The 20,813-nt window shown below is 71.9% G+C and carries 18 protein-coding genes; 11 read left to right on the forward strand and 7 right to left on the reverse strand.

Annotation, left to right across the window (positions count from 1 at the left end; genetic code table 11):
* Positions 1-283 precede the first annotated feature (283 nt).
* Both ACZ4M3_RS33515 and ACZ4M3_RS33520 read right to left on the reverse strand, forming a co-directional pair.
* Positions 284-994, reverse strand: coding sequence for a polysaccharide deacetylase family protein (locus ACZ4M3_RS33515; protein ID WP_467739306.1), 711 nt, complete (start codon positions 992-994; stop codon positions 284-286).
* A gap of 11 nt (positions 995-1,005) precedes the next feature.
* Positions 1,006-2,286: an MGDG synthase family glycosyltransferase gene (locus ACZ4M3_RS33520; protein WP_467739146.1), complete on the reverse strand. Its 1,281-nt coding sequence runs from the start codon at positions 2,284-2,286 to the stop codon at positions 1,006-1,008.
* A 250-nt stretch (positions 2,287-2,536) separates the two neighbouring features.
* On the opposite strand from ACZ4M3_RS33520, the gene ACZ4M3_RS33525 reads away from it, so the two are divergent.
* The 6 genes from ACZ4M3_RS33525 to ACZ4M3_RS33550 all read left to right on the forward strand — a co-directional run bounded on the left by ACZ4M3_RS33525 (position 2,537) and on the right by ACZ4M3_RS33550 (position 7,778).
* Positions 2,537-2,962 carry a BlaI/MecI/CopY family transcriptional regulator gene (locus tag ACZ4M3_RS33525; RefSeq protein WP_467739148.1) on the forward strand — a complete coding sequence of 142 codons (426 nt, stop codon included), beginning with the start codon at positions 2,537-2,539 and terminating at the stop codon, positions 2,960-2,962.
* Between the two features lie 4 nt (positions 2,963-2,966).
* Positions 2,967-3,935 carry a M56 family metallopeptidase gene (locus tag ACZ4M3_RS33530; protein WP_467739150.1) on the forward strand — a complete coding sequence of 323 codons (969 nt, stop codon included), beginning with the start codon at positions 2,967-2,969 and terminating at the stop codon, positions 3,933-3,935.
* A gap of 203 nt (positions 3,936-4,138) precedes the next feature.
* Positions 4,139-4,921: a COG4705 family protein gene (locus ACZ4M3_RS33535; protein WP_467739152.1), complete on the forward strand. Its 783-nt coding sequence runs from the start codon at positions 4,139-4,141 to the stop codon at positions 4,919-4,921.
* Positions 4,922-5,643: 722 nt separating this feature from the next.
* The gene (locus ACZ4M3_RS33540; protein ID WP_467739154.1) at positions 5,644-5,826 is read left to right on the forward strand and encodes a hypothetical protein; all 183 of its coding nucleotides are present in this window, start codon (positions 5,644-5,646) and stop codon (positions 5,824-5,826) included.
* Positions 5,827-6,395: 569 nt separating this feature from the next.
* The gene (locus ACZ4M3_RS33545; RefSeq protein ID WP_467739156.1) at positions 6,396-7,040 is read left to right on the forward strand and encodes a dihydrofolate reductase family protein; all 645 of its coding nucleotides are present in this window, start codon (positions 6,396-6,398) and stop codon (positions 7,038-7,040) included.
* Positions 7,041-7,541: 501 nt separating this feature from the next.
* Positions 7,542-7,778 (forward strand): hypothetical protein, encoded by a 237-nt coding sequence (locus ACZ4M3_RS33550; RefSeq protein WP_467739158.1) that lies wholly within the window; start codon positions 7,542-7,544, stop codon positions 7,776-7,778.
* A gap of 350 nt (positions 7,779-8,128) precedes the next feature.
* On the opposite strand, the gene ACZ4M3_RS33555 is transcribed toward ACZ4M3_RS33550, so the two are convergent.
* Positions 8,129-8,452: a hypothetical protein gene (locus tag ACZ4M3_RS33555; RefSeq protein WP_467739160.1), complete on the reverse strand. Its 324-nt coding sequence runs from the start codon at positions 8,450-8,452 to the stop codon at positions 8,129-8,131.
* Positions 8,453-8,990: 538 nt separating this feature from the next.
* On the opposite strand from ACZ4M3_RS33555, the gene ACZ4M3_RS33560 reads away from it, so the two are divergent.
* Complete coding sequence (locus tag ACZ4M3_RS33560; protein ID WP_467739162.1) at positions 8,991-9,170, forward strand: hypothetical protein; 180 nt, start codon at positions 8,991-8,993, stop codon at positions 9,168-9,170.
* Positions 9,171-9,290: 120 nt separating this feature from the next.
* Here the strand turns inward: ACZ4M3_RS33560 and ACZ4M3_RS33565 are convergent, their stop codons facing one another.
* Both ACZ4M3_RS33565 and ACZ4M3_RS33570 read right to left on the reverse strand, forming a co-directional pair.
* Positions 9,291-10,178, reverse strand: coding sequence for a PhzF family phenazine biosynthesis protein (locus tag ACZ4M3_RS33565; protein WP_467739164.1), 888 nt, complete (start codon positions 10,176-10,178; stop codon positions 9,291-9,293).
* 58 nt (positions 10,179-10,236) lie between these two features.
* Positions 10,237-11,538: an MFS transporter gene (locus ACZ4M3_RS33570; RefSeq protein ID WP_467739165.1), complete on the reverse strand. Its 1,302-nt coding sequence runs from the start codon at positions 11,536-11,538 to the stop codon at positions 10,237-10,239.
* Positions 11,539-11,699: 161 nt separating this feature from the next.
* Between ACZ4M3_RS33570 and ACZ4M3_RS33575 the strand changes: the two genes are divergently transcribed.
* Positions 11,700-12,614, forward strand: coding sequence for an ArsR/SmtB family transcription factor (locus tag ACZ4M3_RS33575; protein WP_467739167.1), 915 nt, complete (start codon positions 11,700-11,702; stop codon positions 12,612-12,614).
* A gap of 256 nt (positions 12,615-12,870) precedes the next feature.
* Here ACZ4M3_RS33575 and ACZ4M3_RS33580 read toward each other — a convergent pair whose 3' ends face one another.
* A complete protein-coding gene (locus ACZ4M3_RS33580) occupies positions 12,871-13,503 on the reverse strand; it encodes a TetR/AcrR family transcriptional regulator (RefSeq protein ID WP_467739169.1) in 633 nt (210 codons plus the stop codon).
* Between the two features lie 200 nt (positions 13,504-13,703).
* Between ACZ4M3_RS33580 and ACZ4M3_RS33585 the strand changes: the two genes are divergently transcribed.
* Complete coding sequence (locus ACZ4M3_RS33585) at positions 13,704-15,851, forward strand: MMPL family transporter (RefSeq protein WP_467739170.1); 2,148 nt, start codon at positions 13,704-13,706, stop codon at positions 15,849-15,851.
* Positions 15,852-16,303: 452 nt separating this feature from the next.
* On the opposite strand, the gene ACZ4M3_RS33590 is transcribed toward ACZ4M3_RS33585, so the two are convergent.
* Complete coding sequence (locus tag ACZ4M3_RS33590) at positions 16,304-18,280, reverse strand: hypothetical protein (RefSeq protein WP_467739172.1); 1,977 nt, start codon at positions 18,278-18,280, stop codon at positions 16,304-16,306.
* A 539-nt stretch (positions 18,281-18,819) separates the two neighbouring features.
* On the opposite strand from ACZ4M3_RS33590, the gene ACZ4M3_RS33595 reads away from it, so the two are divergent.
* Together ACZ4M3_RS33595 and ACZ4M3_RS33600 are read left to right on the forward strand one after the other, a co-directional pair.
* Entirely contained in the window at positions 18,820-19,722 is a 903-nt protein-coding gene (locus ACZ4M3_RS33595) for an NAD(P)-dependent oxidoreductase (RefSeq protein WP_467739174.1), read from the forward strand.
* A gap of 382 nt (positions 19,723-20,104) precedes the next feature.
* Positions 20,105-20,488: a thiol-disulfide oxidoreductase DCC family protein gene (locus ACZ4M3_RS33600; protein WP_467739176.1), complete on the forward strand. Its 384-nt coding sequence runs from the start codon at positions 20,105-20,107 to the stop codon at positions 20,486-20,488.
* Positions 20,489-20,813 lie beyond the last annotated feature (325 nt).

The raw sequence follows: 20,813 nt of genomic DNA on the forward strand, positions 1-20,813 counted from the left end.
GGAGGAGACCGGCAGGAATTCGGTGACCCCTTCGACGATGCCGAGAACGGCTGCCTGGCCGATGCCGATGGTGCTCAATGGGTCCGTCCCTGAGGCTGGTTGGGTGTGACGCTGGTCAAGCGTTGGCTGGACCACCGCGTGGGCTGGGGCTGAGACGTGCGCGGTCGGTGGCGGAGACCGGCCGTGTTCCGCGCGCGCGACGACTGTATCGTCTACAGATCAGTAGACGAACTTGGGGTGGGCTTGGTTCCGGCCCAACGAAAGGATGCCGCGGCGGTTTCGTTCACCATCCGTGGTCGCTCAGCCGGCCCACTCGGTACCCCCGGCTCTCGCATGTTTCGAGAATGCGGGGCACGGCGCCCAGGGTTGCCCGCCAGGCCCCGGGTGCGGAGGTGCAGTCGGAGTCGTGGAGCAGGATGGTGCCACCTCCGGCCAGGTCCGCGGCGACTGTGCGGTGCACGGACTCGGGCGTGGCACGGGCGGTCCAGTCCTCGCCCCAGCAGGTCCACAACACCGGGGTGAGGCCGAGTCGGCGGGCCGCGAAATGGGCTGCGGTCGACATGACGCCGTAAGGGGGTCGGAAGAGGGCCGGTTGCTCTCCGGTGATTCCGGCGATGGTGTCGCGGGCGCGCGCGAGGTCGTCCAGGGTGGCGCGCGGGCCGCGCAGCAGCAGCGGACGGTGCAGCCAGCCGTGGACGCCGATCTCGTGGCCGGCGGCACTCATCTCTCGGACGAGGCCGGGCGAGCGCTGCGCCTGTGTGCCCAGCAGGAAGAAGGTGGCGTGTACTTCGTGCTGGGCCAGGAGCCGCAGGAAGCGCGGGGTGGACCGGGGGTCGGGTCCGTCATCGAAGGTCAGGGCGACGGAGCCGGGGTTCCCCCGTCCCGACAGGCGGGGCAGGTACCGGTTGCGCAGCGGCCCGAACGTGGCGGCTACGGGCGCGGCATGGGCGAGGGTGAGCAGCGGCAGGGCGGCCAGGCCCGCTGTGCGCAGCATGCGGGAGGTCCTCACGAGTGGTGCTCCTCGGACGCGCTGTGGTGGCTGTGCGCCCGGGGGAGGTCGTCCAGGTCGAAGCCGTGACCGACGGTCCTCACCAGGCTCGGGCGGCTGGGCGTCGTCATCACCCCTGCGCCGACGGCGCATCCCCACACGGCGCATGCGACCGCCATCGTCGCGCCGAGCCGCTGCGGCGCCCGGCGGCCGCGCACGGGCGGTCGTGGCCGGGGGAGCGGCCGCTGGTGCAGCCTGGCGATTTCCGCAGCCGGTCCCCGGTCGCCGGCCTGCGCGAACAGGGCGCGGGCGGTCGCGCGCTGTTGCGGCCCGAGCGGCCCGCCGATCAGGTCGTGGAGCACGGCCTTGAGGTGTTCCGGCTGCTGGATCCACACGGCGAGTCCCGCTTCGTGCAGGGCGGCGGCGTTGGTCAGTCCGTGGCCGGGTATGCAGCGGTAGCTCGCGACCGGCAGACCTGCGGCGAACGCCTCCAGAGAGGTGAGGCCGCCCGCGTTCTGCACGAGGACGTCGGCGGCGTGCATGAGGGTGGGCATCTCGTCGGTCCAGCCGTAGGCGTGCGCGATGCCGTCGGCGCGTAGGCGGGCGACCAGCGTGTCGTTGCGCCCGCAGGCGACCACGGGCAGGACCGCACCGCAGTCGCGCAGTTCCCGGGCCACCTGTCGGACGGGGCCGACCCCCCACGATCCCGCGACCAGCAACGCGAGGGGAGTGTCCTGCGGCAGGCCGAACCTGGCGCGCGCCCGATGGCGTTCCTCGTCGGTACGGGGACGGAAGCGCGGGTCGACGACCGGCCCGCTCACCTTCACCGTCCGGGCACCGACCGCGCGGGCCTGGGCGGCGGGCACGGCATGTGCGGCCAGGTGCACGTCGACACCGTCCGCGACCCACAGGGGGTGCACCGAGAAGTCCGTCAGATAGGTCACGACGGGAACGGCCAGTCGACCCTCCCGGCGCAGATTGCCCAGTACCTGACTGGCTCCCGGGTAGGTGGAGACGATCGCGCCGGTGTCCGCGGGCAGCGCGCGGAGCACCGGCGCCTCGGCTGCACGCAGCAGCGCTCGCGCCACCGGGCCGACCCCGCCGGCGCGTTCGCTGCCGGAGTAGATCCGCTGGTAAGCCCACGGGGCGCGGACGAGCATCCGGTGGTAGCCCGCCTTGATGGGGCGCCCGAGCCCGGCGGGTAGCAGGTCCAGCAGGTCGTAGCGATCGACGGCGAAGCCATCCGCCGTCAGCCGGCGAGCCAGTTCGGCCGCGGCGCCGTCGTGACCGGCCCCCACGCTCGCGGAGAAGATCGCGACGCGGTCGGACGGTGCCGGGGCTGCCCGCCCGGCGGTTATGACCCCTGGGTGGGCGGGTCTGGGAAGCGCAGGTGCTGCGTGCGGCATGCCAAGTTCCTTCGCCATCAAAGAAGCAGCGAACCTCTACAACATGTAGTTGTTCGGGGTCGGGAGACCGGAGCATACCTCCTACAACTAGTAGGAGGTATGGCGGTAGCCTGTGCGGGATGAAGAAGCAGGGAGGCGGACTGTGAGCAAGCCCCGGGAGCCGGAAGCCCAGGACGGAACCGGCCGGCGGGCGCGCGGTGCACTCGAGAGCGACGTGCTGGCCGTCCTCTGGTCGAGCGACGAGCCACTGAGCGCCCGGCAGGTCCGGGAGCGTCTGCCCGGCGGCCTGGCCTACACCACCGTCTTGACCATCCTCTCCCGCCTCCACGAGAAGGGCATGCTCGTCCGGCACCGGGAGGGCCGGGGGTACGCGTACGCCCCGGCCCGGGACGAGGCGTCTCACACCGCGCGCCGGATGCGTACGCTGTTGGAGGCCGGGTCCGACCGTGAGGCGGTACTCATCCGCTTCGTGTCGGAACTGTCCGAGCAGGACGAAGAACTGCTGCAGCACCTGTTGTCCGGACACGACCCGCGCGCGGGTGGCGAGAGTTCCGGCGAAGGGGCATGAGCCGATGCTGATCAGCGTCTACGTTCCGCTCGTCGTCACCCTCCTGCTCGCGTGGCTCGCCCCTCGCCTGGCCCGTCGCCTGGCACCACGCCCCGCGGCCTGGGCGCTGGCCTGTGCGGCCCTCGTCTCGGCCGCCGCGGGAACGGGATCACTGGCACTGCTGGCCCTCACCGGTATCGCGCAGATCCCTTCCGTCGCGGCGGAGGGCCACTGGTCCGTGCCCGCCCTGCGCGCCGAAGACCCCGTTTACCTCACCGTCGCTTTCGCCAGCGGGCTTCTCCTGGCCCTGAGCCTCCTCTCGTGGAGCGCGGCCGCACTGCGCCAGTTCCGTCACGCCCTCCGCGCCCGACGGGAGTGCGATCGACTGCCCGGCGACACCGAGTTGGCCGTGCTGGACGACGACGCCCCCCTGGCGTTCGCGCTGGCCGGCGCCCCCGGCCGGATCGTGGTGTCCCGAGGCATGCTGCGGTGCCTCGCCGACGACGAACGCGTGGCCCTGCTGGCGCACGAGCGGGCCCATCTCCGGGCAAGGCACCACCGCTTCCAGGCCCTCTGGCAGCTCACGGCGGCCCTCAATCCACTGCTGCGGCCCCTTTCCGAGGCGGGAGCCTTCGTCCTGGAACGCTGGGCCGACGAGGAGGCGGCAGCACAGGTCGGCGACCGGACGGTGGTCGCTCGGGCGGTCGGGCGCGCTGCGCTGGCGACGAGCGGCATGCCGCGTCCCGCCGGTCTGGCGGCGACGGGCGGCGCGGTCCCCCAACGGGTACGCGCCCTGCTGGCTCCGCCTCCAACGGGACGGAACCGGCCCCTCGTGGCGGGCGCGCTGCTCCTGGCCCTGGGCTGTGCCAGCCTGGTCAACGCCGCGTCCGACAGCGATGAGCTCCTGGACAGAGCCCAGCGCGCGCAGTGCGTGGCACACGCCGGCGCGGGCCTCGCGCATCCGTGTCGCCGGGCCCATCAACCTACTGAATAGGCGGGAGGCGGGAGGCGGGAGGCGGACGGCCGGAGCTCCGGCCGCTCAGGGCCGCCGCACCCGGCCGACCGGGCCGAGGCGGCTGGGGTCTGTCGCCACGGCATTGCCGTCGAGCGCGTCCCTCGGTCGAAGAACCATAGCGGCCCGGCATGGCACCGTCGACAAACTTGTAGACGTAGCGGCGCTGTGTCATTGTGCCGCTCATGACGACAGCTCAACTCCGGCAGCACGGCCCGCACGTGCCCGCCCGGCAGACGATGAACAAGGTCCCGCAGGTCACCGCACTGTTCTGGATCATCAAGGTGCTGACCACCGGCATGGGTGAGACAGCCTCCGACTTCCTCGCCCACGTGATGGACCCGATGATCGCGGTCGCACTCGGGGCGGTGGGCTTGGTGATATCCCTGGCCGTGCAATTCCGGCTCGACCGGTACGTGGCCTGGGTCTACTGGACGACCGTCGTCATGGTCAGCGTCTTCGGCACGATGGCGGCCGACGTGCTGCACGTCGGCCTCGGCGTCCCGTACACCGAGGCCACACCCGTCTTCGTGCTGGCCCTCGCGGTGATCTTCGGGGCTTGGTACGCGACCGAACGCACGCTGTCGGTGCACAGCATCAACACCCGGCGCCGCGAGGCGTTCTACTGGGCGACCGTGCTCGCGACCTTCGCGCTCGGCACCGCCGCCGGTGACCTGACGGCCACCAACTTCGGCCTCGGCTACCTCGCCTCCGGCTTCGTCTTCACGGCGTTGATCGCCCTCCCGGCCCTGGCCCACGCCCGGCTCGGTCTGGGCGCGGTGGCTGCGTTCTGGTCCGCGTACGTCCTCACCCGCCCGTTGGGTGCCTCCTTCGCCGACTGGATGGCCGTCTCGCACTCCCGCGGCGGCCTGGACCTCGGCCTCGGTCCGGTCACCCTCGGCTGGACCCTGGTCATCCTCGCCCTCGTCGCCTACCTCGCGACCACCCGCCGCGACATCGACGCCTGACCACCGCGCTGTCCAGCACCGACTGTTCACCGTCGGCTTCCGCGACACCTCCGGCAAGTGAGGGCGGGGTTCTGTCCGGAATCCCGCCCTCACTTGTGTGCGGAGCCTCGTCAGCAGCGCGCACAGCCCACCAGGGAGCCGCGCGGCGAGCCGACCTGGACAACGCCGCCCCGGGCCCATCAGAGATGCAGCACCTCTGACTACTGACGAATGAGAGGCTCACGAGCTTCGAGCTCTGGACACGGCGTGCGCCCGTGCGGTCCGGCGGCGCCGCGCACGGCTGAGGAGGTGGCGGGCCTCGGAGCTCTGGAATCAGGGACGGTCTCCGGTTGTGATCAGCGGGTGGGCGGTGGGCTTGTCGATCCAGATGGCCACTGTGTGGATGGAGCTCGGCGGGGCGGCTCTCGACGGGACGTGTCATAGCGGCTGGCGATGCCGGGGCGGCCCTTCAGTCTGTCGACGGCGCACACAACACGGTGTGGCGGTCGCGGCAAGGGTCGGCATCGTGGTTGGTGGGCCGGCGGCCCCTCGGACCCTTCTCCTTCTCACGGAGCCCGGCGGGCGCCGGGAAGCCCAAGCACCCCCGCGAGTCGAGGAATCGTTCCTCTGATCGTCCGTCCGACTGAAGGGGCGTACCTGTTCATCGACCCTGGACAGTTGATGGAGTGGCGCGCTCCGCCGCCGGTCCGAATACCAACCACGCTGCTCCGAAAGGCACCACCGTGAATCGCATCGCTGCCCTCGTCCTGGGAACCGCCGCGCTCCTCGGCGCCCTCGCCACACCCGCCTCCGCCGCGGACGGCACCCTCTCCGTCTCCGCCACTGTCGCCGCGGTCAGCGCCACCGCCGGCAACACGGTCGTCGGCGTTCAGAACCTCCTCAGCAAGCTCACCGTCGGCCTCTAGCCGACCATGTCCGGGACCGGCCTCGGGGCCGCTCCCACACTGTGCCCTGCGGGTGACCGCCTGGCTTACGGTGCGGTCAGCGCCCCCGAGGTCGTCCGGGCGAGACCGGCGACGACAGCAGCCGGTTCGCCACAGCTGGAGGGATGACGGGCGTACGCCGGCGCGGCCCAGACCACGAGGGCCTCCGGCAAACGCCGCCACGCCGGACGCCGGTTCGTCAAGAGCAACCGGCTCAACCATATCGGCCACCTATGGGCCTTCGCCTCCCTCAGCGGTTCAACCGGCGCGGATGCCCACTACCGGCGCCGCCGGGCAGGAGAGGACTACGAGGACTGCGCGAGATGCCGGGGCCACTACCGGCTGCCAGGTGCAGCCGGGATGCGTGATCGACACGGCGGAACGACCGGGCTGACGGAGCGGGACGTGCTACCAAGCAGGAAGTGGGCCTCGTGACCGGAGCACGCTGCGACCGCCTGGTGGATGCGAACGCTGACCGGCCACGAGAGCACCGATGAGTTTCATCCGCGCGGCGAGTCGTACCAGCGTTGCCTACAGCACAGGAGGAGCAAGTGACTCAGCTACTGCGGGTCCAGAACTTCAACGTCTCAAGTGACGGGATCGGTGCCGGCGAGGAGCAGACCCTCGAAAAACCGTTCGGGCACGTCGATCCCGCGAAGCTGTTCGCCTGGGCCGGTGCCACGGCGAGCTGGCCCATGCGCACCGCTCCTGGAGGGAGCCGGGGCCTGGACGATTACCTCACGCGCGACTATGCCCACAACATCGGTGCCGAGATCATGGGCCGTAACAAGTTCGGGCCCCAGCGCGGGCCCTGGCACGACCTTGCATGGCAGGGCTGGTGGGGTGACGAGCCCCCGTTCCACACTCCGGTGTTCGTACTGACGCACCACAAGCGTCCTTCGCTCACGCTGTCCGACACCACGTTCCACTTCGTCGACGGCGACCCCGCGACTGTCTTGGAGCAGGCCCGGGCGGCGGCGCAGGGTAAGGACGTCCGGCTCGGCGGCGGCGTGACCACGATCAGGGAATTTCTTGACGCAGACCTCGTCGACACCATGCATGTGGCTGTCTCACCGATGAAGCTCGGCTCCGGACTACGACTGTGGGAATCACCCGACGAGCTGCTCGACCGGTTCCATCTGGAGGTCGTGCCCAGCCCGAGCGGGGTGAAGCACCACCTGTTCTGGAGGAAGTAACCGGTCCTCAACGCCGGCCCCGAGGCTGTTTCGCTTCCAGGGGCCGGCCCTGGGGCAGCCCGTCGAGCCGAGCCGCAGGCCGTCACCCGGCCCTGGCCAGTTGACGTGGTCGAGCTGATCAAGGCCGAAGCCGAAGCGGGGGCACCTTATGCCCGGTCTCGGGACGTCACCCCGAGACCCGCACCACGGAGGCTCAGCCCAGGACCTGGCCGCCCTCGACCAGCTTGGCGGCGTCGAACGCCTCCCAGTTCGGGGCGGTGATCTCGAAGGTGGCCTGGTCCTCGTGGACGCCCAGCTTGGGCTTGCGATGCACGTGCTCCTGGTTCCGGCTGGTGGTAAGGGTGGCGCGGTGAGCGGTCGGATACCTCGATGGTCACGGCGGCTTTCCCGCGACAGCAGGCCGCGCCTGTCCTGCGGTCTACGGGTGGATGTCGGGAACCGCCGCGTGCGGCCGGTTGGGTCCGGACGTAACCCGACGGGATTCAAGATCGTTGGCTGGGTATGAACAACACCAAGCGCGTACTTGCCGCCCTCGCCCTCGCAGGGGCCGCCCTGTCGCTCACGGGAACCGCCATGGCCAGTCAGGGTGACGGCCGGGGCGACATCGGAAGCGTCGCACGGGACGAGTCGTTCAACTTCAACTCGCAGAACTTCGGCGACTCGGTCAACAACGGGATCGGAAATGTGATCAACACGGTCGCCGATCTCCAAGGAGCCGGTGACCAAGGCCTTTTCTAGTTCCTTTCTTCGGACCCTGACCACACTCGCCCTGGTACCCAGCCGGGGCGAAGCCATGTCGCAGTGCTCCGCCGTGGGTACCGTCTGCCGGGCCGCAGCGCCCGGTACGGCTGCGGGCGGCGCGAGGGGGCCGACTCGGGCGGGCGGGTGCACCTACAGACCCGCCGCGGCCCCGTGTTCCAGGGCGCGTTTCCCGATCTAGTCGTGTCGGCGGAGCAGTTTCCCTACGGACAGGGTCCTCGATGGCGAGCCGTTCGTGAGGGGCCTGGGGACCGGCGCCCTCTGTCTACGGCGTTCGACGTGTTGCAGCGGGACGGGACGGGCCCCGCTCCGCTTGTCGCGTCCGCGGGTCAGCACCATTCGTCGGCGAGGCGGGGGACGACTTTCCGGCAGTAGTGGCAGGTGATCCCGGCATCCGTGTCCTCGGTCGAGCCGGAACAGGTGGGGCAGTCTCCGCGTTCGAGGACCGGACCACGTTCGGCTGCGCAGGCGGGGCAGAGGTGTGCGAGGGCGTCGGGTGCGGCCGGGTAGCCCGGCAGGACCTCGGCCGCCAGCCGCAGGGCCCAGCCTGCTTCAGTGATCAGGCCCTCGAAGTGGGCATTCTCCGGCTCCTTGGGCTCCAGGCAAAGGGCGAGGCAGTTCTCACGGTCGCAGGTCACGGCTTTGCGGATCATAGGGCCTCCTGATTCTCGGCGTGGTTGACCTGGTCCGTGCGGGTGCCCCGGGCGTCGGTGTTCCATGCGCTCGGGGAGCCGTGAGTGCTGGGTGTCGTGGGTGTCGCAGATTCTTCAGCGGTCGGCGACGAGAGCCTTGGCCGGCTTGCGGGGCCCTCATCCGGGCTGGGTGTGCAAGAGCGTGTCGTTCTCCCGGTACCGGTCCGTGTCGTTCGGCGGCCAGATGATGTCTCGTGCGGCACGGCTTCTCCTCAGGCTCTCGGCCTCTACACCGTGCCCAGTGGATGCCGAGCGCGGCGAGCTGGGCCGGGCCCTGCCGGTCGCGGCGTTGGCAGCACGCGAGCCGGGGGACGAGCTGCATCGTGAGGCTCTGGGGGCAGGTGCCCGGCACCGGGAACCCGGGAGCGGCCGCTCCCCCCGCGCCTGGAATCGTCCCGGGATGGTCCACCGACTCGAATGCCCGGTCACCTGGCGCACCCACCGCATTCCCAGCGCAGGCCCCCCGGCGAAGCGGAGGAGCCGACTCCCGCTGACGTCCGTGGGCTTCGAGCCCTCGGGCGAGCTGCTCGCGCACCTGTCGGGGCTCTGCGAGGGCGCGAGGGCCGAGACCGCCGCACGGGCCCTGGGCGCAGCCCAGGAAATGGTCGGCGACCACGTCCGGCACAACGTGTACTGCATCGACGTCCCCGCCAACGTACTGGACGCTTTCGACTCGTAGAGGCGCATCGCCGATGCGCTCGCCGCCGACACCACGCGCCCGTGCACGCTTGCGTCGTAAGGGAACCACTGGCGCACCTGAACCGGGCCGGGTCGTGCAGGCCGATGTGTGTCGTAGGGGTCAGGGCAGCTCGACCAGCAGCCCGTGGCCGACGATCGCGACGGAGCCGCCGACCTCCACCTTGTGCACGGCCTCCCCGCGGCCGTGTGCGCTGACGGTCATTTCGCTGGGCCGGCCCGTGAAGCGGCCCTGCCGGATCCGGGTCGGCTCTCCGTCGCCGATGCGGCCATGGCGGCGCAGGTACGCGGCGGCGCAGGCCGCGCCGCTGCCCGTGGCGGTGTCCTCCAGGAGGCCGTCGTTGGTCCAGTGCCGCCCTTCCATGGCGGTGGCGTCGAGGAGGTACGCGAACCCGGCCCCGAGCCGGGCCAGCGGAGCGTCGAGCGGGACGGCGACGCGGGCGCGCGCCAGTGCGTCCCCGCTCACGGGCAGCACCAGGTAGCGCAGGCCGGTCGACACCGTCTCCGGGGGCAGATCCGGGTCCAAGTCGTGGAGTTCGAGGGAGAACCAGGAGGCGATCTCGGCGGCCGCCGGGTCCGTACCGTACGGGCGGCCGGCGAACTCGGCGGGTCCCAGGTGCAAGGTGCTCTCGTACTGTCGTGTCCCGCTACGGCGGGTGGCGACCTCCACGGTGCGGGCCCTCAGCCGCAAGGTCCATGTGGTCTCGTCCCCCGTGGCGCCGGGGTCGTCCTCCAGGGCGCGCAGCACGCTCGCTGCGCCGATGAGGGGATGACCCGCGAAGTCGAGCTCCCCGGCGAGGTCGAAGACCCGCGCCCGGTGGGTGCGCGGCCGCGAGGGGTCCCGCGTCAGGAACACCGATTCGAAGTGCCGCAGTTCCCGGGTGATGGCCAGCATCTGGGTGGCGGTGAGGCCTTCGGCTTCGGGGAAGACGGCGAGGCTGTTCCCGCTGTAGGGGCGGCCTGTGAAGACGTCGACGTGGGTGTAGCGCACGATGTTCTCCTCAATGGGGGCAGGGGCGGTGGGCCGGGGGGAGCGGGGGAGCGGAGGTTCAGGGTTGTACGGCCGCAGGGGCGTGGCGCCGTCCCTCCGGGTCCGGCAGTTCACCTGCCGTCCGCAGCGGCGAGAAGAGGAGGGGAATCACCGCGAGGAGTTCGCCCAGCGCCCCGGCCCACAGGGCGGTCCGGGCCCCGAACTGCTCTCCCAGCAGCCCTCCGAGGAGCGCGCCCACCGGCATTGACCCCCACACCACGAAGCGGAAGGTGGCGGTCATCCGGCCCAGGAGCGGCTCGGGGCACAGCCGCTGACGGTAGGCCACCGAGGAGACCTTGAAGGTCATGAAGGCGGTCCAGCCGAGCCCCTGGAGCACGACGGCGACCGCGAACCGCCAGTCCGCCCGGTAGAAGGGCAGCGCGAGCAGCCACAGCAGGGCGCTGACCACCATCGACGCGCACATGGCGGGCCCCTGGCCGAACGCCGCGACGATCCGCCGGGTGAGCAGGCTCCCGATCAGCCCGCCGACGGCTTCCGCGGTGAACACCGCACCGCACAGCATCGGGGACAGCCCGAGGTCACCGGCGAGCAGCACCAGGATCATGGACGCGCCGATGGTTCCGCACAGGTTGGACATGGCGGCGGCGAAGGAGAGGGCACGCAGCGCACGGTTCTGGAAGACGAAGCGCAGCCCTTCGGCGATCTCGGCGCGCAGCGTCGTCACCGGCCGCGGCCCGAACGGCCCCCCGAGGGGCCCGACGCGCGAGACGAGCAGCGCCGAGACGGCAAAGCTGAGGGCGTCGGCGGCGAGGGCGACGGGCGCGGTCAGGGCCCCTACCAGTGCTCCGGCCAGGCCGGGGCCGCCGACCTGCGTGATGTTGCGGGTGGCCTCCAGCCGGACGTTGGCCTGCACCAGCCCCGGGCCGCCGACCAGCCGCGGGAGTGCGCTCTGTGCGGCCACGTCGAAGAAGACCGTGCACACCGACATCCCGAGCGCCACGGCGTAGAGCTGAAAGAGGGTCAGCGCTCCCAGCCAGGCCGTGAAGGGGATCGAGAGGAGCAGGGCGGCGCGGCCGAGGTCGCCCGCGACCAGCACGGGCCGCAGGGGCAGCCGGTCCACCCAGGCACCGGCGGGCAGGCCGATGAACAGAAAGGCCAGGTACTCGCAGACGACGAGCAGGCCGGTCTCGAAGGGTGTGGCGTCGAGGGCAGCGATCGCCACCAGGGGGAGACCGAGCAGGGTGATGGCGGAACCGGACTGGCTCACGGTGTCAGCGATCCACAGCGGGCGGAAGCCGGCGCCGATGACCGGACGGCCGCGTCGGGGGCGGACGGTGGCGCCGGAGCGGGGGTGCGTCATGAGTACGAAGATCACCGGCCATGCCCGGGGCGGCCATTGTTTTAGTCTGGGCCGAAAGGTGGCAGGCCGACGGGCGGGGTCGCGGGGTCGCGGGGTCGCGGGGTCGCGGGCTCGTGGGCTCGTGGGCTCGTGGGTCCGCGGGCGGCCGGAGGGGGCGGGGCATGGGTGAGGTTCGGTTCGGCGTACGGGACGTCGCGGGCGTCAGGTTCGCGATATCGCCGCTCTGGGAGACCGTGACCAGTTTCTCCGCCGCCTCGGACCCGGGGCGCTACGCCGTCCATCTGCCCTGGCTCCGATCGGTACGGACGCTGCGGGAGGACCGGGCCCTGGCCGCGTACACCGCACCGCTGCGGGCTCTGGCCGCCGCCGATCCGCTACGAGCGGATCTCCCGGACTTCCTCACGCCCCCGCCACGCTGCCCGCTGGCCGAATTCGAGGAGGAACTCGCGATCCTGCTGGCCGCCCCGGCCGAGGAGCCGGGAGTGGCCCTGCCGGAGCTGGCGGACGCCCTGCGCGCCTGGTGGGAGGCGGCGGTCCGGCCGTTCTGGCCGCGGATCCGAGCGGTCCTCGAGGCGGACATCGCGTATCGCACCCGGCAACTGGCCGAGGACGGCATCCAGGAGGTGCTCGCCCGCCTCCATCCCACGCTGCGCTGGACGGGGGACCGCCTGGTTTTCCCCGACCTGCCCGCCGAGTCCCTCGACCTCAACGGAACGGGGATCACCCTGGCCCCCAGCGCCTTCGCGGTCCGCTGCCGGCTGCTGACCGGCCCCGGCCCGACGCCGCCGGCCGCCGTCTACCCGTCGAGGGCGGTCGGCACCCTGTGGGAGCGGCATGGCGCGTCCGGCGAAGGGCTGGCCCGTCTGCTGGGCCGCAGCCGGGCCAGGCTGCTCGCGTTCACGAGTTCGCCCGCGACCACGACCCAGCTGGCGGCCCGTACGGGGCTCAGTCTGGGCGCGGTCTCCCAGCACCTCGCGGTGCTGCGCGAGGCCGGTCTGGTCACGAGCCACCGCTACCGGCGCGAGGTGCACTACGCCACGAGCGAGCTCGGCAACGCGCTGCTGGAACGGGCGTAGGCCTCCGCCGTGGCGGCGGTCACCGGGGCCCAGTAGCGTTCCGGGAGGGTGTCGAAGCCGGACCCCCCGACACCACGGGTGCGATGCGCCTGCGGGGTGCCGTGGCCACGCTGGCTACGCGACGCGACGCGACGCGACGGCTGCCGGACGGCGTGCCGTGGCCGCAGTCGGTCGAGTCGGCAGCGCATGCTCACGTCTGCCACGTCTGCCTCGACGGCACGGCACGGCAGTGCCGCAGGAGCGCGGTCCTGGGCTTTCAGCCGTGCCCGCCGGTCGCGGTTCGGTCGGCACCCGTGAGGAGCGTCCGCATGGTCGTGGCCATGGCGTGCCGGGCCTCATCGGGGCTCAGGCCGCAGGAGCGCCAGTGGTACCAGGCACTCCACGTGGTCACCGCGTCCAAGCCGTTGAGCAGGTCGCTGCGGGCGGGTTCGGGAAGCGGGTCGAGTTCCTGGCTGAAGATCTGGGTGAGCCGCAGCCGGGCGAAGTCCAGCATTCGCCGGACCGCCTCCTGGACCGGGGCGGACGGGTTCTCCAGTCGCAAGATGGCCAGCCGGGCCGGGGTGAGGCCCTCCAGGATGCGGGCGCGCTGCTCGGCCACGGCCGCGACCCGCACCTCCCGCGATCCGTCGGCCGGGATGGGCCGGACCTGGGCGAGCAGCTGTTCCAGGCGTCGGTTGACGGCGACCTCGGCGAGCTGCGTCATGTCCGTGAAGTGGTGGAAGACCAGCCTGCGGGAGACGCCGGCGCGCTCGGCGACCTTCTCGGCGGGGAAGTGCGCCTGGTTCTCGTCGAGCAGCGACAGCATCGCATCGGCGATCTTCTCGCGGGTCTGGCGTCCGCGTTCCGTCCGTCCGTCCGGGGTGGGCGCGGCGGCTCCGCTCTGCTTCACGTCTACTCCTTCGCCCTCTCGTTGACATGGTTGCACCACGAGTGCAAGTGTACGAGTTGCACTCATAGTGCAGTTAGTTTTGTCGGGTCCACCGGCGGGACCGCTGCCACGAAACGAAGGGCGGTTCACCGCAGATGTTCACCAGTACGGGGCATTGGTGTGCCCACAGGCCAAAGCGCGTTGTTGCGGCCTGGCTGCTGATGTTGGCAGCGGCGCTCGCCGCCGTGGGGGTGTTCGGCCGAGTCACCAGCGAGGCCGTCACCCTTCCCGGTAGCGACGGCCAGGCCGCCCGGGACATCGTCGACCGGGCGTTCCCCGGGTCGGCTTCGGGCAGGCAGCCGGTCCTGTTGCACACGTCCGCCACGGCGGCGCCGCTCACCGCCGCCGACTCCGTGGCCGCGGTCCGCAGTGCGGCCACCGCCGTGGCCGCGGTGCCGCACGTGCTCGCCGTCACCACGCCGTACGACCCGGCCGGTGCCACGGCGATGAGCGCCGACGGCCACACCGCCTACCTCGCGGTCGAACTCGACGTCAGCGGGCGGGAGGTGACCCCCGAGACGACGTCCGCCGTGCTGGCCGCGGCGGCGCCGGCGAGCGCCGCGGGAATCGAGGTGACCCCGGGAGGCTTCCTGGCCGCAGCGGTCGACAAGGGGAGCACCGGCCGTAGCGAAGCCCTCGGACTCGGCGCCGCGCTGGTGGTCCTCGTACTCACCTTCGGCAGCCTCGCCGCCGCCGGGCTCCCGCTGCTCGCAGGGATCATCGGCCTCGGCATCGCCCTGCCGGTCCTCGGCTTGGTCGGCCACCTGATGGACGTGCCCGACGCCGCCGAGACCATCGCCGCCATGATCGGTCTGGGCGTCGGCATCGACTACACGCTGTTCGGGCTCACCCGCTTCCGCGAACTGCGCGCCGCTGGGGTCGGCATCGAGGACGCGGCCGTGCGTACGACGGCCGGCTCCGGCAAGTCCGTCGCTTTCGCCGGCGGCGCCGTCATGGCCGCCCTCGCCGGCCTCGCCCTCGGCGGAGTCCCGCTGCTGTACGCCTTGGCCATCGCCCCCGCGATAGCCGTGGTGACGGCGCTCGCAGTGAACCTCACCCTCCTGCCCGCGACCCTCGTCCTGTTGGGAAGCCGTCTGACTCCCGTTCCGACCGCTCCCCTCCGGGCCGGTCGGCCGCGCGGCTGGGGGCGGATCGCCGCCTTGGTCGCGGCCAGGCCGTGGCCGATGCTGCTGTCCGGGCTGGCCCTGCTCGGGCTCCTCGCCGCCCCGGCACTCCACCTCAACCTCGGCCAACTGGACGCCGGGAGCAAGCCCGCCGGCAGCATGAGTCGTACCGCCTACGACCGGATGGCCGCGGCGTTCGGCCCCGGGGCCAACGGCGTCCTCCAGGTCGTCGACGTCCTTCCCGCGCCGGCGCAAGGAGGCGCCGGGAGCACCGACCCGCGCCTGACCCGGGTGACCGCCGCGCTGCGCGCCGCCGAAGGCGTCGCCGCCGTCACCCCGCCCGTGACGGCCGCCGACGGCCGCACCGTCCAGTGGCAGGTCACCCCGACCACCGCCCCCTCCGACCCCGACACGGCCGTACTCGTCCACCGGCTCCGCTCCGAGGTCCTCCCCGCCGCCACGGCGGGGAGCGGGCAGACCCTCCACGTGGGCGGCACCCCGGCGGCCCAGGCCGACCTCAACGCACGGATCGCGCAGCGCATGCCGCTCGTCGTCGGCTTCGTCCTGACCGTCGCCGGCCTGCTCCTGCTGCTCGCCTTCCGCTCGCCGGTCGTCGCCGTCAAGGCTGCCGTGATGAACCTGGTGTCGGTCGCCGCCGCCTACGGCGTCCTCACCGCGGTCTTCCAGGACGGCCGGGGCGCACGGCTGATCGGTCTGGAGGGCGCGGTGGCGATCCCCGGCTACGTGCCCCTGCTGATGTTCGCGGTGCTCTTCGGCCTCTCGATGGACTACGAGGTGTTCCTGCTGAGCGCGGTGCGCGAGGCCTACCTCAGGAACCGCGACAATCGTCGCGCCGTGGTGGCGGGCCTCGCCGGCACCGGGCGGATCATCAGCTCGGCGGGCATGATCATGGTGACGGTCTTCCTCAGCTACCTGCTCTCCGGCGATCCGGTCGTCAAGATGTTCGGCATCGGTCTGGCGACCGCGGTGGCCCTGGACGCGACCGTCGTCCGCGGTCTGCTGGTCCCCGCCACCATGGTCCTGCTCGGCTCCGGCAACTGGTGGCTGCCCGGCTGGCTCGACCGGCTCCTCCCGCACGTCGACATCGAAGGCGACGGCCATGAGGAGCGCATCACCGCCGAGCCGGCCGCAGCCCCCGCCAGGCCCGCGGTCGAACGCCGGTAGAAGCCCGTCGCCACTGCTGCCGGACCACGCGTTCGCCGCGCCGACGGGGCTGCGGCGCCACCGGGGTGGCCGCCCGCCGCACCGGGGGTGCACGTACGCGATCGTCCGGCGAGTTCGCCGTTCACCTCGCTCAGGAGACGCACCACGACGTGCGGCTCCGCCGGGCTGAAGCGCCCGCCCACCGCTTCGGTCGAGTCGCCGAGGGGCCGGAAGTACGCTCACGCGGCCTCGCGGCCGGCCTGGACGTCGTGGATGTGGACCAGCGGATCGGTCACCGACGGACAGCAGCGTGGGGGACGCGTCCCGTCGCCGCCCTGACCGGCCTCGCGGATGCCTCCTCCGAAATCGCCGGGCTCCTGGAAAACGGCGTACGTGCCCACCGGTTGCCTGGCCGGCAGGCCCAGGACGCGACCGTCGTACGGGCGGCCTCACCGCCCGGTGCACTGATCGGGTCAGCCGCAGGCCGCGAAGAGTTCGTCAATGGCCGAGCGGATGTCTTCATCCTGGGTGAAGCCGCGCCAGGCGCCGCTGCTGCGTAGCCGAGGGTCTTGGCGCGGTACGGCGTGCAGGAGTTGGGCGGCGGGTCGCGCGGCTGGGCCGATCCGTGCCAGGTGGCGCACTGCCGGGAGCATGACGGGCAGGTAGTTGCCCTTCGCCAGGCCCTGGATGGCGGTCATCAGTGCGGGGACGGTGGTCTCGGTGTCGCCGGTCGCGGCCCACAAGGCGTGGGCTGCCTCGGTGCGGGACCAGGGATCGGTGTCGGCGGTCATCGCTCGGAGCCGGTCCGCGAAGCGGGCAGCGTGTGGGCCGAGGTCGGAGAGCTGGCGCAGGGCAGGACGCGGGATGCTTCCCTCGACAGCGGTCCGTTCGATTGCCTCCAGGAGCGGTTCTGGCTCGCCACCGACTTTCCAGTAGGCCCATGCCGCGAGCTCCGTGTGCGTCCCCGCTGCGTCCGCCCGGGCCAGCAGCAATTCGCGGGCCTCGTTGCCCGCGGGGCCGATGCCGGCCAGGGCGAGTGCTGCGCTGTCCCAGTGCTGATCGTCCTCCATGAGACCGAGGAGCTCCGGAACCGCTGCCTTCGCCGCCGGGCCCCAGCCCGCAACCACCTGGCAGAAACGGTCGATCACCTGCTGGTCCGTGCTCGTACCGAGCTGGTAGCGGAGCGCCGGCAGCAACCGCTCGACATGGTCCGCGAGGTATCCGAGTACCTCGGGGAGGGATGGGAGGACCGCATGGTGCCAGTCGGCGGTGGCGGGGTAGTTGGCGCAGTTCGACGCGAACCCGGATCGCGCGCCGGCCACAAGCTCGATCATGCCCGGCAGGCAGCGTGCATCGTTCATCCTGGCCAGCGCCCACACAGCAGCCTCGCCGACGGTCTCCCGCTTTCGGGTCGTCCTCGCGGCGTCGTCGCCGAGCAGTGCGGCGACCTCGTCGGCGTGGGCGGCGGCAGCGGGACCAAGGCAGGCAAGCAGCTCGGCAGCCCGGAACCGGGTCTCGCAGGCAGGGTCGTTCAGGCGGGCGGCGACGCGGGTGAGAAGAGTAGAGGTGGGGGAGCGCCACTGGGCCAGCAGCCCGGCTGCCTGGGCCAGGGCGCCGGTCCTCTGCTCGTCGGCGGGATGGTCGTTCAGCAGGCCCAGGGCGAAGCGGATGCAGGGCCCGGGGAACAGGGCCGCGGTCCGGTGCTGGACACCTTGCGCTCCGGACTCCATCGCAGTGGTATGGCGCCACAACTCGACACTGGGGTCCCGGACTGCCTCCAGCAACAGCTCCAGTCGCTGTTCCGGAAGGTCCGGCTCGCTCGGTGCGAGTGCGTGCACTGCGGCCAGGCGCAGCTGTGCCTCAGGGGCACTGAGCAACCCGTGCAGGAGGTCGAGGGCTTCGGCGGCGTGCACGCCCGAGGGTTGCCGCAGCGCAGCCTGCCCGAGCGCGAGGATCACATCGAGCCGGGTCGCTGGATCCCCCTCGGCCTGCCAGCGCCGCAGCAGCGAAGGCAGGGTCAGCTCACCCGGGCTGCCGCAGACCCCGACCAGGTCAGCGGCGTCCCGCCGAACCCAGGGCTCGGGGTCCTCCAGCAGCGCCAGAACCTCGGGCAGGGCCCGCTCCCACGCCGGCCGCCAGCCGGGATCGAGGAACCGCTCGCGCACCTGCTCCGCCTCCGCGGCCAGTCTCGCCACCAGCTCCATCACAGTGCGACGACACGTCACCTCAGGTGTCGCGGCAAGACGCAGGAGGAAGGGCAGCGCAGCCGATGCGGCGGAGCAGATCCAACCACCTTGATGGAACAGCAGATTGAGCAGGTCGCACGCTGCCTCCTCGGCGTCGCCCGGGTCCGGCCCCGCGCACCGGCGGAGCAAGCCGGGTACGTCCTCGGCCGACCCGTAGTTGTGCGTCAGCGCCGTCCAGTCGACCTCGTCCAGTCCCACCCACATGCACGCGACCCTACCGCCGCACCTGATGCTGGGCGTCGGGGGTCGTTCACCGGGCAGACGGACGAGGCGGAGGTACGGCCGTCCGGGTGACGGTCCGGCGGGGGATCGCCTCCGGCGGCGGACGCCGGTCCGGGGGTGCGGTCGCGGGCGGTGGCACGGGCCGCGGGGTTGAAGGTGGCCTGTGCGGCGCTGCGGGGGCCGGTGGGGGAGGGGCCCGGGGTGCGCGGTCAGTGTGCGGCGGGGCGGGTGGCGCGCGTTCGCACAGCTGAGACGTGAGGACCTCTCCGAGACGACGGGGACCGGGCGCCGCAGTTCGCCGAAACGTCGGCCCGGGTACTGGTCCAGCTCCCACCGGATCGAGACCTTCCACTTGCCGTCGATCACCTGCATCGCCGCGGCGATCCCGCAGTGGTCCGCGCCCCGCCTCCGCGTCTGCGCCCTCCGTCCCACCTCTGCCACCTGCTCACTCACCGCGGGGTAACCACCCACTCCGAAGTGCGTACTTGAGCACCCGTCAGACCGCCACCAGGCTGAACACCATGACTGACAACGACACCACGCACCCCGCACTCACCCTGCTCGGCCTCGGCGACATGGGCACCGCCCTCGCCCGGACCTGGCTCGCCGCCGGGCATCCCCTGACCGTCTGGAACCGCACCCCAGCGAAGGCGGAGGCACTCGCCACCGAGGGCGCGGCCGTCGCCGCGAGCCCCGCCGAAGCCGTCTCCGACAGCACTTTGATCGTGCTCTGCCTGCTGGACGACGCGAGCATCACCGCGGTGCTGGACGGGGTCGACCTGACCGGGAAGGACCTGGTCAACCTCACCACAGGCACGCCCGCCGAGGGCCGGGCCCGGGCCGCCTGGGCCGACGAGCGCGGCGCCCGCTTCGTGGACGGCGGGATCATGGCCACCCCGTCGATGATCGGCGTCCCGGATGCCGGCGGCTACGTCTTCTACAGCGGCTCCCGAGCCCTCCTCGACACCCACCGCGCGACTTTGGAGGTCCCGGCCGGAGTCCGCTTCGTCGGCGAGGACCCCGGCCACGCGGCCCTGTACGACGTGGCGCTGTTGAGCGCGATGAACGGGCTCTTCGCCGGGATCTCGCACGCCTACGCGCTGATCGAGGGCGAGGACATCGCCCCGAAGGACCTGGCACCGCTGCTGTCCGAGTGGCTCGGTGCGATGGGGTTCTTCGTCGGGAACGCCGCCGAACGGCTGACCTCCCGGGACTTCACCACCGGCGTGGTGTCCAACCTGGCCATGCAGGTCGCGGCGAGCGGCACCCTGCTGCGCACCGCCGCCGACCAAGAGGTCAGCGCCGAGCTGATCGAGCCGTACCTGAAGCTGATGAAGGAGCGACTGGACGCCGACCCGGCCGCCCATGCGGGCGAGGACACGGTCGGAGTGATCACCCTGCTGCGGCGCAAAGCCGGGCACTGAGACACCCGGGCCGGCGTTACGCCGTTCGTCTTGATCACTCAGCCCGGCTGCATGGAGATCCAGCAGCACCAGTCGGGGCGGGTGATTCACCGCTCGTCGCTGTTCGCTGCTGACAGGAGGCCGGAGCGATGCCGGCAACGAGTCCGCGGAGCAGGTGCTCGCTCGTAAGGCATCGGTGAGGTCGCCGTCGACGAAACCTGCCTAGCAGGGGTCAGCGTTCGTTGCCGAAAGAGCGTCGGCCGTGGCCGTAGCCGTGGGCGCCCACCACTCGGAAACGGTAGTGGCTCCGTATCCGGGTCGCCGATGCTGGCCCCTCGCGCCATGTGCGCCCGGTGCGGGCATCGGCGCGGTGACGCGCCCGACAGCGGGGCACCATGGGGTCATGAGAACGCGTCCGGTACTCGTCTACGACGGAGATTGCGGCTTCTGCACGGCTTCGGCCCGAGCTGCACAGCGCTTCCTCCGCCCCGCCTGCGAGTTCACCGCGTGGCAGTCGACCGACCTGGACTCCCTCGGCGTCCCGCTGGAACGCGCCGAGTACGAGGCGCTGTGGGTGACACCCGACGGTGTCGTGCACGGCGGGGCCCAGGCCGTGGCGAAACTCCTGCTGCGCGCCGGCGGGGGGTGGGCGATCGTGGGTGCGGTCCTGACGCTGGCGCCGGTTCGCTGGATCGCCCATGCCGTCTACCGGGTCATCGCGAACAACCGACGACGGTTGCCGGGCGGGACGCGGGCCTGTGCAGCTCCCGCCCGGCGGCCGTCCTGATCACCGCCGGCCCGGGCGAGGCGGTGCGGTGCGGTCAGGCGGCGTGGCGGCCGTCGACGGAGAACTCGGAGCCGGTGACGCAGGCGGTCCCGTCGCCGGCGATGAAGGTGACCCGGCCGCGGCCTCTTCCGTGGAGGCCGAGGTCGGTCGCCGTTTGACCCGTGCGCCGAGGGCAGTACGCACACGCCCTTCTCTCCGGCTTGACCAGGGGTGATCGCGTGGCTGAGCCGGTGGTGTCGGCGGCTTGCCGGTCTTGTCGGTGCGCTGTCGGTGGGGGCTGACACCGTTTGAGAGGTCCTGCCGGAATACCCGTCCGGCTCGCAGT

The organism is Streptomyces sp. NPDC026522 (assembly GCF_055567555.1).

Bases quoted from the DNA above. Each gene is read 5' to 3' on its own strand.
- ACZ4M3_RS33515 (WP_467739306.1), bottom strand. From the start codon at position 994: ATGCTGCGCACAGCGGGCCTGGCCGCCCTGCCGCTGCTCACCCTCGCC.
- ACZ4M3_RS33530 (WP_467739150.1), top strand. From the start codon at position 2,967: ATGCTGATCAGCGTCTACGTTCCGCTCGTCGTCACCCTCCTGCTCGCG.
- ACZ4M3_RS33535 (WP_467739152.1), top strand. From the start codon at position 4,139: ATGACGACAGCTCAACTCCGGCAGCACGGCCCGCACGTGCCCGCCCGG.
- ACZ4M3_RS33550 (WP_467739158.1), top strand. From the start codon at position 7,542: ATGAACAACACCAAGCGCGTACTTGCCGCCCTCGCCCTCGCAGGGGCC.
- ACZ4M3_RS33555 (WP_467739160.1), bottom strand. From the start codon at position 8,452: ATGATCCGCAAAGCCGTGACCTGCGACCGTGAGAACTGCCTCGCCCTT.
- ACZ4M3_RS33570 (WP_467739165.1), bottom strand. From the start codon at position 11,538: ATGACGCACCCCCGCTCCGGCGCCACCGTCCGCCCCCGACGCGGCCGT.
- ACZ4M3_RS33575 (WP_467739167.1), top strand. From the start codon at position 11,700: ATGGGTGAGGTTCGGTTCGGCGTACGGGACGTCGCGGGCGTCAGGTTC.
- ACZ4M3_RS33585 (WP_467739170.1), top strand. From the start codon at position 13,704: ATGTTGGCAGCGGCGCTCGCCGCCGTGGGGGTGTTCGGCCGAGTCACC.
- ACZ4M3_RS33590 (WP_467739172.1), bottom strand. From the start codon at position 18,280: ATGTGGGTGGGACTGGACGAGGTCGACTGGACGGCGCTGACGCACAAC.
- ACZ4M3_RS33595 (WP_467739174.1), top strand. From the start codon at position 18,820: ATGACTGACAACGACACCACGCACCCCGCACTCACCCTGCTCGGCCTC.
- ACZ4M3_RS33600 (WP_467739176.1), top strand. From the start codon at position 20,105: ATGAGAACGCGTCCGGTACTCGTCTACGACGGAGATTGCGGCTTCTGC.